This is a genomic window from Mycolicibacterium vulneris (assembly GCF_002104765.1).
GTDB classification, from domain to species: domain Bacteria; phylum Actinomycetota; class Actinomycetes; order Mycobacteriales; family Mycobacteriaceae; genus Mycobacterium; species Mycobacterium vulneris.
In genome coordinates, this window is the sequence record NZ_NCXM01000002.1 from 62,350 (window position 1) to 75,381 (window position 13,032).

General features: G+C 69.8%; 14 protein-coding genes. 11 read left to right on the top strand and 3 right to left on the bottom strand.

Annotated elements, in window-relative coordinates; all coding sequences use genetic code 11:
- Position 1 precedes the first annotated feature (1 nt).
- The gene (locus B8W69_RS02245) at positions 2-727 is read right to left on the bottom strand and encodes an NUDIX hydrolase (RefSeq protein ID WP_085288383.1); all 726 of its coding nucleotides are present in this window, start codon (positions 725-727) and stop codon (positions 2-4) included.
- Between the two features lie 46 nt (positions 728-773).
- Between B8W69_RS02245 and nadA the strand changes: the two genes are divergently transcribed.
- Genes nadA through nadC form a run of 3 tightly spaced genes read left to right on the top strand, consistent with a single transcriptional unit; the run spans position 774 to position 4,257 of the window.
- Positions 774-1,823, top strand: coding sequence for a quinolinate synthase NadA (nadA, locus tag B8W69_RS02250; RefSeq protein ID WP_085288384.1), 1,050 nt, complete (start codon positions 774-776; stop codon positions 1,821-1,823).
- A complete protein-coding gene (locus tag B8W69_RS02255; RefSeq protein WP_085288385.1) occupies positions 1,820-3,400 on the top strand; it encodes an L-aspartate oxidase in 1,581 nt (526 codons plus the stop codon). The genes nadA and B8W69_RS02255 overlap by 4 nt, the downstream gene beginning before the upstream one ends.
- The gene (gene nadC, locus B8W69_RS02260; RefSeq protein WP_085288386.1) at positions 3,397-4,257 is read left to right on the top strand and encodes a carboxylating nicotinate-nucleotide diphosphorylase; all 861 of its coding nucleotides are present in this window, start codon (positions 3,397-3,399) and stop codon (positions 4,255-4,257) included. Before B8W69_RS02255 ends, nadC begins: the two co-directional genes overlap by 4 nt.
- A 130-nt stretch (positions 4,258-4,387) precedes the next feature.
- On the opposite strand, the gene B8W69_RS02265 is transcribed toward nadC, so the two are convergent.
- On the bottom strand, positions 4,388-4,801 hold the full coding sequence (locus B8W69_RS02265) for a nitroreductase family deazaflavin-dependent oxidoreductase (protein WP_085288387.1): 414 nt from the start codon (positions 4,799-4,801) through the stop codon (positions 4,388-4,390).
- 98 nt (positions 4,802-4,899) lie between these two features.
- Here B8W69_RS02265 and hisD point away from each other — a divergent pair, with 98 nt between their 5' ends.
- The 8 genes from hisD to hisI all read left to right on the top strand — a co-directional run bounded on the left by hisD (position 4,900) and on the right by hisI (position 11,377).
- Positions 4,900-6,246, top strand: coding sequence for a histidinol dehydrogenase (hisD, locus tag B8W69_RS02270; protein WP_085288388.1), 1,347 nt, complete (start codon positions 4,900-4,902; stop codon positions 6,244-6,246).
- Positions 6,243-7,385 carry a histidinol-phosphate transaminase gene (locus B8W69_RS02275; protein WP_085288389.1) on the top strand — a complete coding sequence of 381 codons (1,143 nt, stop codon included), beginning with the start codon at positions 6,243-6,245 and terminating at the stop codon, positions 7,383-7,385. The genes hisD and B8W69_RS02275 overlap by 4 nt, the downstream gene beginning before the upstream one ends.
- Positions 7,382-8,002 (top strand): imidazoleglycerol-phosphate dehydratase HisB, encoded by a 621-nt coding sequence (hisB, locus tag B8W69_RS02280; protein WP_085288390.1) that lies wholly within the window; start codon positions 7,382-7,384, stop codon positions 8,000-8,002. The genes B8W69_RS02275 and hisB overlap by 4 nt, the downstream gene beginning before the upstream one ends.
- A complete protein-coding gene (gene hisH / locus B8W69_RS02285; RefSeq protein WP_085288391.1) occupies positions 7,999-8,622 on the top strand; it encodes an imidazole glycerol phosphate synthase subunit HisH in 624 nt (207 codons plus the stop codon). The genes hisB and hisH overlap by 4 nt, the downstream gene beginning before the upstream one ends.
- A gap of 82 nt (positions 8,623-8,704) precedes the next feature.
- Positions 8,705-9,436: a bifunctional 1-(5-phosphoribosyl)-5-((5-phosphoribosylamino)methylideneamino)imidazole-4-carboxamide isomerase/phosphoribosylanthranilate isomerase PriA gene (priA, locus tag B8W69_RS02290; protein ID WP_085288392.1), complete on the top strand. Its 732-nt coding sequence runs from the start codon at positions 8,705-8,707 to the stop codon at positions 9,434-9,436.
- Between the two features lie 6 nt (positions 9,437-9,442).
- Positions 9,443-10,243 (top strand): inositol monophosphatase family protein, encoded by an 801-nt coding sequence (locus tag B8W69_RS02295; protein ID WP_085288393.1) that lies wholly within the window; start codon positions 9,443-9,445, stop codon positions 10,241-10,243.
- A 1-nt stretch (position 10,244) separates the two neighbouring features.
- A complete protein-coding gene (hisF, locus tag B8W69_RS02300; RefSeq protein ID WP_065030132.1) occupies positions 10,245-11,033 on the top strand; it encodes an imidazole glycerol phosphate synthase subunit HisF in 789 nt (262 codons plus the stop codon).
- Positions 11,030-11,377: a phosphoribosyl-AMP cyclohydrolase gene (gene hisI, locus B8W69_RS02305; RefSeq protein WP_085288394.1), complete on the top strand. Its 348-nt coding sequence runs from the start codon at positions 11,030-11,032 to the stop codon at positions 11,375-11,377. Before hisF ends, hisI begins: the two co-directional genes overlap by 4 nt.
- Before the next feature lie 4 nt (positions 11,378-11,381).
- On the opposite strand, the gene B8W69_RS02310 is transcribed toward hisI, so the two are convergent.
- Positions 11,382-12,908 carry a serine/threonine-protein kinase gene (locus tag B8W69_RS02310; RefSeq protein WP_085288395.1) on the bottom strand — a complete coding sequence of 509 codons (1,527 nt, stop codon included), beginning with the start codon at positions 12,906-12,908 and terminating at the stop codon, positions 11,382-11,384.
- Positions 12,909-13,032: the final 124 nt, after the last annotated feature.

Below are 13,032 nucleotides of genomic sequence, written 5' to 3' on the forward strand. Positions count from 1 at the left end.
CCTAGCCTGGCAGCCCCGGCGGCCTGAGCGCGGCGAACTCGTCGGTGACCCGCAACGCCGCGTCGGTGAACCGGTACAGCGCGGCCGGGCGTCCGCCGCTGCGCCCGGATTGTGCGATGGTGCCGGTCGCCCGGATGACGCCGCGCCGGGCCAGCACTCGCTGCAGGTTCGTCGCGTCCACCTGATAGCCCAGCGCGGCGCCGTAGATGTCGCGCAGCGTGGAAAGCGCGAATTCCCTTGGCGCCAAAGCGAAGCCGATATTGGTGTAGGACAGCTTGGCGATCAGCCGGGTGCGGGCGTTGTCCACCATCTGACCGTGATCGAAGGCCATCGGCGGCAGGGAGTTCACCGGATGCCAGCGGGTGTCCGGCGGCAGCTCGGGGCTGGCGGGGGAGGGCACCAGGCCCAGGAACGTGGACGCGATCACGCGGGTGTCCGGCACCCGGTGCGGGTCGGAGAACACCGCGAGCTGTTCCAGGTGGGCCAGCTCTTTGAGGTCGACCTTCTCGGCCAGTTGGCGCCGGACCGAGGTGATCATGTCCTCGTCGTTGCGCAGCTGCCCGCCCGGCAGCGACCACTTGCCCTGTTGCGGCTCCCGGGCGCGCTGCCATAGCAGCACGTTCAACTGCGGTTTCGCCGTCCGGCGTCCCTTCGTAACCTGTCCGGTCACTTCGCGAACCTGGAACACGACCGCGAGCACTTCGTGAGCGGTGCTACCATGGACCATGTTTTCGATTATAAGTCGAAAACCTCCTGGGCCGAAAGGAGCCGCCATGACGGTTATCAATCGCATGGACACGCTCGCCGAAAGCATGGTCGCCGACCTCACGAATTCACCCGCCGGGTACGCCGGTGTGGCCGGTGATGAGCAATGGGCCGCCGAGGTTCGCCGCCTGGCCGAGCTGCGCGGCGCCACCGTGTTGGCGCACAACTATCAACTGCCCGAGATCCAGGACGTCGCCGACCACGTGGGCGACTCACTCGCACTGTCGCGGATCGCCGCCGAGGCGCCCGAGGACACCATCGTCTTCTGCGGCGTGCACTTCATGGCCGAGACGGCCAAGATCCTGAGCCCGGACAAGACGGTGCTCATCCCGGACCAGCGCGCCGGCTGCTCGCTGGCCGATTCCATCACCGCCGACGAGCTGCGGGCCTGGAAGGACGAACACCCTGGTGCGGTCGTCGTCTCCTACGTCAACACGACGGCGGCCGTCAAGGCGCTCACCGACATCTGCTGCACCTCGTCTAACGCGGTCGAGGTCGTCGAGTCCATCGATCCCGACCGGGAGGTGCTGTTCTGCCCGGATCAGTTCCTCGGCGCGCACGTCCGCCGGATGACCGGTCGCGAGAACCTGCACGTGTGGGCGGGCGAATGCCACGTGCACGCCGGGATCAACGGCGACGAACTCAACGACCAGGCCCGCGCCAACCCCGATGCCGAGCTCTTCGTGCACCCCGAATGTGGTTGCGCCACTTCGGCCCTGTATCTCGCGGGCGAGGGCGCCTTCCCGCCGGACCGGGTGAAGATCCTGTCCACCGGCGGCATGCTGGAGGCCGCCCACCACACCAACGCACGCAAGGTGCTGGTCGCCACCGAGGTCGGCATGCTGTACCAATTGCGCCGGGCCGCACCGCAAGTCGACTTCCGCGCGGTCAACGACCGCGCTTCCTGCAAGTTCATGAAGATGATCACCCCGGCCGCGCTGCTGCGCTGCCTCGTCGAGGGGGCCGACGAGGTTGATGTCGATCCCGACGTGGCCGCCGCCGGCCGGCGCAGCGTGCAGCGGATGATCGAAATCGGCCAGCCGGGCGGTGGCGAGTGACCGCCCGTCCCCAGTGGACGCACAGCGCCGACGTCGTCGTAGTCGGTACCGGCGTCGCGGGATTGGCCGCGGCGCTGGCCGCGCACCGCGCCGGGGGCAGCGTCGTCGTGCTGAGCAAGGCCGACCAGGCCCGCGGGGCGACCGCCACGCATTACGCGCAGGGCGGTATCGCGGTGGTGCTGCCCGACAATGACGATTCGGTGGAGGCCCACGTCGCCGACACGGTGGTCGCGGGCGCCGGTCTGTGCGACCCCCAGGCGGTCTACTCGATCGTCGCCGACGGCTATGCGGCCGTCGCCGAATTGGTCGGCGACGGAGCACGATTCGACGAAGCCGCGCCGGGCAAGTGGGCGCTGACCCGCGAGGGTGGACACTCCCGGCGACGCATCGTGCATGCCGGCGGCGACGCCACCGGCGCGGAGGTGCAGCGGGCACTCGACCACGCCGCGCGCACCCTGGACATCCGCACCGCCCATGTGGCGCTGCGGGTTCTGCACGACGGTGCGGCCGTGACCGGCGTCCTGGTCGGCACCCCCGACGGGTCCGGAATCATCAGCGCGCCGTCGGTGATCCTGGCCTCGGGCGGCCTCGGGCACCTGTACGGCGCGACCACCAACCCCGAGGGCTCCACCGGCGACGGCATCGCGCTCGGCTTGTGGGCCGGTGTCCCGGTCAGCGATCTCGAGTTCATCCAGTTCCACCCCACGATGCTCTTCGCCCCCGATGCCGCCAGCGGGCGGCGTCCGCTGGTCACCGAGGCCATCCGCGGTGAGGGCGCGAAATTGATTGACCGACAAGGCGATTCGGTGACGGCAGGTGTTCACCCGATGGGGGACCTGGCGCCCCGCGACATCGTCGCCGCGGCCATCGACGCCCGGCTGAAGGCCACCGGCGATGCCTGCGTCTTCCTCGACGCACGCCACATCGGCGACTTCGCCAACCGATTCCCGACGGTGACGGCCGCCTGCCGGGCCGCCGGCATCGATCCCGTCCGGCAGGCCATTCCGGTTGTGCCCGGGGCGCATTACAGCTGCGGCGGCATCGTCACCGACGTCTACGGCCAGACCGAACTGCCCGGGTTGTTCGCCGCGGGCGAGGTGGCGCGCACCGGACTGCACGGTGCCAACCGGCTGGCGTCCAACAGCCTGCTGGAAGGTCTGGTGGTCGGCGGGCGGGCCGGCAAATTGGCGGCCGCGCATGCCACCACGATCGGGCGGGTGCACATGGTCGCGCCCGAGCCGCTCATCCACACCGCGCCCGAGCGCCCCGAGCTGCAGCGCGCGATGAGCCGGGACGCGTCGGTGGTGCGCGATGCCGCCGGGCTGACCCGGCTGTCCACCATGCTGTCGCAGGCGCAGCTGCGTCCCGTGTCCGGCCGCCGCGACTTCGAGGATGTCGTGCTGGCCGTCGCCGCCCGCGCGGTCACGGCCGCGGCCCTGGCCCGCACCGAGAGCCGGGGCTGCCACCATCGCGAGGAATATCCGCAGACCGCGTCCGAGCTGGGACGCAGCAACGTGCTGCGCCTGGCCGACGACCAGAACGCGGTGCTGGTGGAGGCGTTGGCGGCGGTCGTATGACCACGATGTCCGACTGTGAACTGACCGCCGCGCGCGAAACCATCAAGCGGGGCCTGGTCGAGGACCTGCGCTACGGGCCCGACATCACCACCCTGGCCACGGTGCCCGCCGAAGCGGTCGCGACCGCCTCGATGGTGCCCCGCGAGCCCGGCGTGATCGCCGGCATCGACATCGCGCTGCTGGTGCTCGACGAGGTGCTCGGCGCCCGCGGCTACGAGGTGCTCGACCGCGTCGAGGACGGGGCCCGGCTGGAGCCGGGCCAGCCGGTGCTGACGCTGCGCGCCGAGACCCGTGGACTGCTGACCGCCGAGCGGACCATGCTGAACCTGATCTGCCACCTGTCCGGGATCGCCACCGCGACGGCGCACTGGGTGGCCGCCGTGCACGGCACCAAGGCCCAGGTGCGCGATACCCGCAAAACCCTGCCCGGCCTTCGCGTCCTGCAGAAATACGCCGTCCGGGTCGGTGGCGGCGTGAACCACCGCCTAGGCCTCGGCGACGCGGCCCTGATCAAGGACAACCACGTGGTGGCCGCGGGATCGGTGGTCGACGCGCTGCGGGCCGTGCGCGAGGCGGCACCGGATCTGGCGTGCGAGGTGGAAGTGGATTCACTCGAGCAGCTGGACGAGGTGCTGCCCGAGAAGCCCGAGCTCATCCTGCTGGACAACTTTCCGGTGTGGCAGACGCAGATGGCCGTTCAGCGCCGCGATACGCGGGCACCCGCAGTGCTGCTGGAATCCTCGGGCGGGCTCAGCCTGGAGAACGCGGCCGCGTATGCCGCGACCGGGGTGGACTACCTGGCTGTCGGCGCGCTGACCCATTCGGTGCGGGTGCTCGACATTGGCCTCGATATGTAGGTGAATGCCGCTGCGCGCCCCGTCGAGTGTGCATGCTGGGCGTCACTTCTCGGCGTGTCGCCGCCCTCAGCGCACAGTCAACGCCACCAGCGCACACTCAACGCTGCGGTGCTCTCCGCGGGCGATCGCCTCAGGCGATATCGCCGACGAAAACGCCGATCCGGCGCAGCTGCATGCGCGCCAGCGCCGGCAGGCCGTCCCCGTCCGAGCCGGCGGGCAGAATTCGCGGGTTGATCAGGTGCACCGACCGGTTGCGGCTGAACTCCACGTCCGCCTCACCGGCGGCCAGCACGTTCTTCACCCAGTTCGTCTTGCCGTGGCCCAGCGCGATTGCCAGGGTGTTGCCCTTGCGATACGTGGTCACGATGGTCTCGTAGGGCTTGCCGGAGGTGCGGCCTCGGTGCTTGATCGTCGCGGTTCCGGGCAGGTATCGCACGAAGGGCTTCAGTGCCGGGTTGAAGTATTTGATCTGGAAGCGCTCAAACCAGGGCGGGAAGACCATCGGGATGCCCGGGGCGTTGTTGGGGTGATCCTTCGCGGACATGGCGGCTCCCTGGGGCGGCTCTTCTTTTTTCGACGCGGGGTATGGCCTCGATACCGGCACTGTACCGGTCGGATATTGACTTGAGTTCCTCTGGGACAATGGACACCGTGAGCACCACCCGACCGTCGCCGATGGCCCGTATCGACCTGCGGGGCGCGGAGTTGACGGCTGCCCGATTGCGGGCGGCGTTGCCCCGCGGCGGCGCCGACGTGGAGGCGGTGCTGCCCAAGGTCCGGCCGATCGTGCAGGCCGTCGCCGAGCGCGGCGCCGAAGCCGCGTGCGAGTTCGGGGCCACGTTCGACGGGGTGCGGCCCCCGGCCGTTCGGGTGCCCGACGCCGCGCTCGAGAAGGCCCAGGCCGAACTGGACGTGAGGGTGGCCGACGCGCTGCGGGTGATGATCGAACGCACCCGCGCCGTGCATGCCGACCAGCGTCGCACCGACGTCACGACCATCCTCGGCCCGGGCGCCACCGTCACCGAGCGGTGGGTTCCGGTTGACCGGGTGGGCCTCTACGTGCCCGGCGGCAACGCCGTCTACCCCTCCAGCGTGGTCATGAACGTGGTCCCGGCCCAGGCCGCCGGCGTCGGCTCGCTGGTGGTGGCCAGCCCGCCGCAGGCTGCATTCGACGGGCTGCCGCACCCGACGATCCTGGCCGCGGCCCGGCTGCTGGGCGTCGACGAGGTATGGGCCGTCGGCGGCGCGCAGGCGGTGGCGCTGCTGGCCTACGGCGGCACCGACCTCGACGGCGCCGAGCTGGCGCCCGTCGACATGATCACCGGGCCGGGCAACATCTACGTCACCGCCGCCAAGCGGCTGTGCCGGTCGCACGTCGGGATCGACGCCGAAGCGGGCCCGACCGAGATCGCGATCCTGGCCGACCACACCGCCGATCCGGCGCACATCGCCGCCGACCTGATCAGTCAGGCCGAGCACGACGAGATGGCGGGCAGCGTCCTGGTCACCCCCAGCGCGGACCTGGCCGCCGCCACCGACGCGGAGCTGACCAACCAGCTGCAGACGACCGTGCACCGCGAACGGGTGACGGCCGCCCTCGGCGGTCGCCAATCGGCCATCATCCTGGTCGACGACCTGGACGCCGGCGTCGAAGTGGTCAACGCCTACGCCGCCGAACATCTGGAGATCCAGACCGCCGACGCGCCCGCCGTGGCGGGCCGAATCCGTTCGGCCGGAGCCATTTTCGTCGGCCCGTATGCGCCGGTGAGCCTCGGTGACTACTGCGCCGGATCCAATCACGTGCTGCCCACCGCGGGCACCGCCCGGCACTCCAGCGGCCTGTCGGTGCAGACCTTCCTGCGCGGCATCCACGTCGTCGACTACACCGAGGCGGCCCTCAAAGACGTGTCCGGACATGTGATCGCGCTCGCCGAGGCCGAAGACCTGCCGTCGCACGGCGAAGCGGTACGGCGGAGGTTCGAGCGATGAGCGGACAATCGGAGCCCATGCTCGACGACCTGCCGCTGCGCGACGACCTGCGCGGAAAATCGCCTTACGGCGCACCGCAATTGGACGTCCCGGTGCGGCTGAACACCAACGAGAACCCGCACCCACCGAGCAAGGCGCTGGTGGACGACGTGGTGCGGTCGGTGGGCGAGGCCGCGGCCGACCTGCACCGCTACCCGGACCGCGACGCGGTGGCCCTGCGGACCGACCTGGCCGCATACCTGAGCGCCCAGACCGGCGTTGAGCTCGGAGTCGAAAACCTCTGGGCGGCAAACGGTTCCAATGAGATCCTGCAACAGCTGCTGCAGGCTTTCGGGGGTCCGGGGCGCACCGCGATCGGTTTCGTCCCGTCCTATTCGATGCACCCGATCATCTCCGACGGCACCCGTACCGAATGGCTGCAGGCCGCCCGCGCCGACGACTTCGGTCTGGACGTCGACGCCGCCGTGGCCGCCATCGCCCAACGCCGGCCCGATGTGGTCTTCGTCGCCAGCCCGAATAACCCGTCCGGGCAGAGTGTTCCGCTGCCGGACCTGCGGCGGCTGCTCGACGTGACGCCGGGCATCCTGATCGTCGACGAGGCCTACGGCGAATTCTCTTCGCAGCCCAGTGCCGTCGAACTGGTGGGGGAGTACCCCACCAAACTGATCGTCTCGCGCACCATGAGCAAGGCGTTCGCGTTCGCCGGCGGCCGGCTGGGCTACCTGATAGCCACCCCGGCGGTGATCGACGCGATGCTGCTGGTGCGGCTGCCGTATCACCTGTCGGTGCTCACCCAGGCCGCCGCGCGCGCCGCGCTGCGGCACGCCGATGACACCCTGGGCAGTGTGGCGACGCTGATCGCCGAACGCGAGCGTGTCTCAACCGCCTTGGCCGGCATGGGGTTTCGGGTGATTCCCAGCGACGCGAACTTCGTGCTGTTCGGCGAATTCGCCGATGCGCCGGCCACCTGGCAACGTTATCTGGACGCCGGTGTGCTGATCCGCGACGTCGGCATCCCCGGCTATCTGCGCGCCACCACCGGACTGGCCGAGGAGAACGACGCCTTCCTGCGCGCCAGCGCCCAGATCGTCGCCACCGAACTGGCACCAGTTACCCCCAGCCCCGTAGGAGCACCGTGACAGCGACCGCTACCCGTCGTGCGCGCATCGAGCGCCGCACGAAGGAATCCGACATCGTCATCGAACTCGACCTGGACGGCACCGGACAGGTCGACATCGAGACCGGTGTGCCGTTCTACGACCACATGCTCACGGCCCTGGGCAGTCACGCCAGTTTCGACTTGACCGTGCGCACCAAGGGCGACGTCGAAATCGAAGGACACCACACCATCGAGGACACCGCCATCGCGCTGGGGCAGGCGCTCGGCCAGGCCCTGGGCGACAAACGGGGCATCCGGCGGTTCGGCGACGCGTTCATCCCGATGGACGAAACGCTGGCCCATGCGGCGGTCGACGTGTCCGGCCGACCCTATTGCGTGCACAGCGGAGAACCGGATCACCTGCAGCACACCACCATTGCCGGCAACTCGGTGCCGTATCACACGGTGATCAACCGGCACGTGTTCGAATCGCTGGCGATGAACGCGCGCATCGCGTTGCATGTGCGCGTCCTGTACGGGCGCGACCCGCACCACATCACCGAGGCGCAGTACAAGGCGGTTGCCCGTGCGCTGCGTCAGGCGGTCGAGTCCGACCCCCGGGTGTCGGACGTGCCGTCCACCAAAGGGGTTCTGTGACGGCACTCAAGAAAGTTGTTGTCCTTGACTACGGCTCGGGCAACCTCCGGTCGGCTCAGCGTGCGCTCGAGCGGGTCGGCGCGTCGGTCGAGGTGACCGGCGACGCCGGTGCCGCGGCCGCCGCCGACGGCCTGGTGGTGCCCGGCGTCGGTGCCTACGAGGCCTGCATGACGGGGCTGCGCAACATCGGCGGCGAGCGCATCATCGCCGAGCGGATCGCCGCCGGGCGCCCGGTGCTGGGCGTCTGCGTCGGCATGCAGATCCTGTTCGCCCGCGGGGTCGAATTCAGTGTCGAGACAGAGGGATGCGGCCAGTGGCCGGGCTACGTCACTCGACTGCAGGCGCCGGTCATCCCGCACATGGGCTGGAACGTCGTCGAATCCGGGCCCGGCACCGTCTTGTTCAAGGGACTCGATGCCGACACCCGGTTCTACTTCGTGCACTCCTATGCCGCGCAGCAGTGGGAGGGTTCGTCGGAGGCGGTGCTGACGTGGGCCACCCACGAGGGCCCGTTTCTGGCCGCGGTCGAGGACGGGCCGCTGTCGGCCACCCAATTCCACCCCGAGAAGAGCGGGGATGCGGGCGCGGCCGTGTTGAGCAATTGGGTCCAGGGATTGTGAAGGGCCTCGCGAAAGCGCTTTCTAACAAGCAACAGCCGGGGATGCGCGTAACGCGTTGCGATCTCGGCACACAGGAGGGAATGTGTTGATCTTGTTGCCCGCGGTCGACGTGGTCGACGGCCGCGCCGTGCGTCTGGTGCAGGGCAAGGCGGGCAGTGAAACCGAGTACGGCTCGGCGCTGGACGCCGCGCTGACCTGGCAGCGCGATGGCGCCGAATGGATCCATCTGGTCGACCTGGACGCGGCGTTCGGGCGCGGCTCCAACCGCGAACTGCTGGCCGAGGTGGTCGGCAAGCTCGACGTGCAGGTGGAGTTGTCCGGCGGGATCCGCGACGACGATTCGCTGGCCGCCGCCCTGGCCACCGGCTGCGCCCGGGTGAACCTGGGCACGGCGGCCCTGGAGGACCCGCAGTGGTGCGCCCGGGCGATCAGCGAGCACGGCGACAAGGTCGCCGTCGGCCTGGACGTCCAGATCGTCGACGGCGCGCACCGGCTGCGCGGGCGGGGCTGGGAAACCGACGGCGGCGACCTGTGGGAGGTGCTGGAACGCCTTGACGGGCAAGGGTGTTCGCGGTTCGTGGTCACCGACGTGACCAAGGACGGGACGCTGGGCGGCCCCAATCTGGACCTGCTGGCATCCGTCGCCGACCGCACCGACGCACCGGTGATCGCCTCCGGCGGCGTGTCCAGCCTCGATGACCTGCGCGCGATCGCCACCCTCACCGGCCGCGGGATCGAGGGCGCGATTGTGGGCAAGGCCCTCTACGCGGGCCGGTTCAGCCTGCCTCAGGCGCTGGCCGCGGTGGCGGAGTAGCGCCGCATGGACGTGCACACGCTGGTGGCGCAGGCGTCGGCGATTCTCGACGACGCGGTCGAACCGTTCCTTGCCGGCCACCGCGCCGATTCGGCGGTCCGCAAGAAGGGCAACGACTTTGCCACCGACGTCGACCTCGCGATCGAGCGAGCGGTGGTCGCCGCACTCGTCGAGGCCACCGGGATCGGGGTGCACGGCGAGGAATTCGGCGGTTCGGCCGTCGACTCGCCATGGGTGTGGGTGTTGGATCCCGTCGACGGCACCTTCAACTACGCGGCCGGATCGCCGATGGCCGGAATCCTGCTCGGCCTGCTGCACCACGGTGACCCGGTGGCCGGACTGACCTGGTTGCCGTTCATCGACCAGCGCTACACCGCGGTGGCGGGCGGCCCGTTGCGCAAGAACGGGGTGTCGCAGCCTCCGCTCGCCGACATCGATTTGGCCGACGCCCTGGTCGGCGCTGGGTCGTTCAGCGCGGACGCGCGCGGCCGGTTCCCGGGGCGCTACCGAATCGCGGTGTTGGAGAACCTCAGCCGGGTCTCCTCGCGACTGCGCATGCACGGCTCCACCGGGCTTGACCTGGCGTTCGTCGCCGACGGAATACTGGGTGCGGCAGTAAGTTTCGGTGGCCATGTATGGGACCACGCCGCCGGGGTGGCGCTGGTCCGGGCCGCGGGCGGTGTCGTCACCGACCTGGCCGGCGAGCCGTGGAGTCCTGATTCGGATTCCGCGCTGGCGGCCGGTCCCGCCGCGCACGCCGAGGTCCTGGAAATACTGCGCGCCACCGGCCGACCGGAGGACTACTGAGATGGCCCCGAATCCGCACGGCCTCGCGGTGCGAGTGATCCCATGCCTGGACGTCGACGGCGGCCGGGTGGTCAAAGGTGTCAACTTCGAAAACCTCAGGGACGCAGGCGATCCGGTGGAACTCGCGGCCGCCTATGACGCCGAAGGCGCCGACGAGCTGACCTTTCTCGACGTGACCGCGTCGTCGTCCGGGCGGGCCACCATGCTCGATGTGGTGCGCCGCACTGCCGAGCAGGTCTTCATTCCGCTGACCGTCGGCGGCGGGGTGCGCACTGTGGCCGACGTCGACGTCCTGCTGCGTGCGGGCGCCGACAAGGTGTCCATCAACACCGCCGCGATCGCCCGGCCCGAGCTGCTGGCCGAGATGGCACGCCAGTTCGGATCCCAGTGCATCGTGCTGTCCGTCGATGCCCGCACGGTGCCGCCGGGCGCGGTGCCGACGCCGTCGGGCTGGGAGGTCACCACGCATGGCGGGCGGCAGGGCACCGGGCTGGATGCGGTCGAGTGGGCTTCGCGCGGAGCCGATCTGGGGGTCGGGGAGATCCTGCTGAACTCGATGGACGCCGACGGCACCAAGGCCGGGTTCGACTTGGAGATGCTGCAGGCGGTGCGGTCCGCGGTAACCGTGCCCGTCATCGCCAGCGGCGGCGCCGGGGCGGCCGAACACTTCGCGCCCGCGATCGCGGCCGGCGCCGATGCGGTGTTGGCGGCCAGCGTGTTTCACTTCCGGGAGCTGACCATCGGTCAGGTGAAGGCCGCCATGGCCGCAGAAGGGATCACTGTGCGATGACGCTCGACCCGCAGATCACCGCGCGGCTGAAGCGCAACGCCGACGGCCTGTTCACCGCCGTCGTGCAGGAGCGCGGCAGCGGTGATGTGCTGATGGTCGCCTGGATGGACGACGCGGCGCTGGCCCGGACCATGGAAACCCGCGAGGCGACGTATTATTCACGATCTCGCGGTGAGCAGTGGATCAAGGGCGCGACGTCCGGCCACACCCAATACGTCCACTCGGTGCGCCTGGACTGCGATGGCGACACCGTCCTGCTGACGGTCGATCAGGTCGGCGGCGCCTGCCACACCGGCGATCACAGCTGCTTCGATGCCGACGTGCTGCTGGCACCGGAGCGCTGACCGCCTAACCCGGCATTGCATCGAGTCCGTTGGCCGCGGCCACCGCGGCGCGGGTCCATTCCCGGCGCGCGACGGCCGGTTCGATCCGGTCGCGGCGAATGGCTTCGACATCGATCGCCGTTCCGCTGATCGCCGCGCCGGGCACCCGGAAGGAAAAGCCGCGTTCATCGGTGGCGACGGCCAAAATCGCGTCGCTGTCGGTGAAACCGTTGGCGCGCATGGTGTCCTCGGCCCAGCGGAATGGCTTGAGGCCGGCGAAATCCTTGACGTACACCACCCATAGTCGAATGCCGCGGTGGGTGTGCAGGTTGTTCAGTGCCCGTTCGACCGTGTTGTGCTCGACGGGGCCGAGCACCCCCGACTGATCGGTGATCTGGCTGGACAGCTTCAGGGCCGGCTTCGACGGCGGCGCAACGGTATTCGCGGTGGTCCGCGCGGAGGGCGCCGAGGCGCCGGGGTCCGGCTGGTCGTCGTGGCCGTTCAGCAGGCGGACCCCGACGACGGCGGCAACCGCGACCAGCGCCGCTGCGACCAGCACCACCACCAGTGCCATCGCCCCGACCCGGCCGCCGCGTGCCGGTGGCGCGGCGCCTTCCGGGGACGGCGGTTTTACGATGACTTCCGTTGGTGCAGCGATGATCTCGGTGGGGCCCGCCGCATCGGGCGGTGCGGTGCCCGCTTGGCCCGCCAGCGCCGCGGCGAAATCCGCGCACGACGCGTAGCGCTCGGACGGGTGCTTGGCGAGTGCCTTGGCGATGACGGTGTCGAGTTCGGCCAATTCGGGCCGCCGCTGGCTGATCAGTGGTGGCGGTGCGGACAGGTGCTGGCCGATGACCACCGCCGGGTTGGAATGATGAAACGGGGCCGACCCGGTCAACAGGTTGTAGGCCGTGCACCCCAGCGCATATTGGTCGGCCTGCGCATCGAGGTCCGCACCCTGCAGTTGCTCGGGCGCGCAGTAGGCGGTGGTGCCCACCAACATGTTCGTCGCGGTCAGGCCGCTGATCTCACCCAGCTCGCGGGCGATACCGAAATCGGCCAGCAGGATCCGCCGCCGCGGGTTGGCGTCACCGAGCAAGATGTTGGCGGGTTTGACGTCGCGGTGCAGCAGGCCCCGCGAGTGGGCGTAATCGAGTGCATCGGCCACCGCCGAAATGATCTCAATAACGTCAACTTTGGGCATGCCGGACCGATAGCGGCTGCGCAGCAGCTCCGCGGCGTCGATACCCTCCACGTAGTCCATCGACAGCCACAGCTTTCCCTCGAACTCGCCGCGGTCGTGGATGCCGACGATGTGCTCGTTGTACAGGCTGGCAGCCAGATCGGCCTCGCGGTTGAAGCGTTGGCGGAACTCGTCGTTCGCGGTCAGCTCGCCGGACAGCACCTTGAGCGCGTCGCGGCGGGGCAGCCGCGGGTGCTGGGCCAGATAGACCTTGCCCATGCCGCCGGCGCCCAGCCGCCGAACGATGGTGTAGCCGGCAAACACCTGTCCTGGGGTCAGGCCTTCGCCGTCGGCACCGCTGTCGAGCATGTGAGCATGCTACTGACGCCGTCGCGGCCGCAACCGGTTATCGCCGACCGAGCCGCGTCCGGCGCTGGCCGTGGGTGACCAGCAATCGTGTCTGCGGTCACTTTCCGCAGGCGCGGGCGCGCGC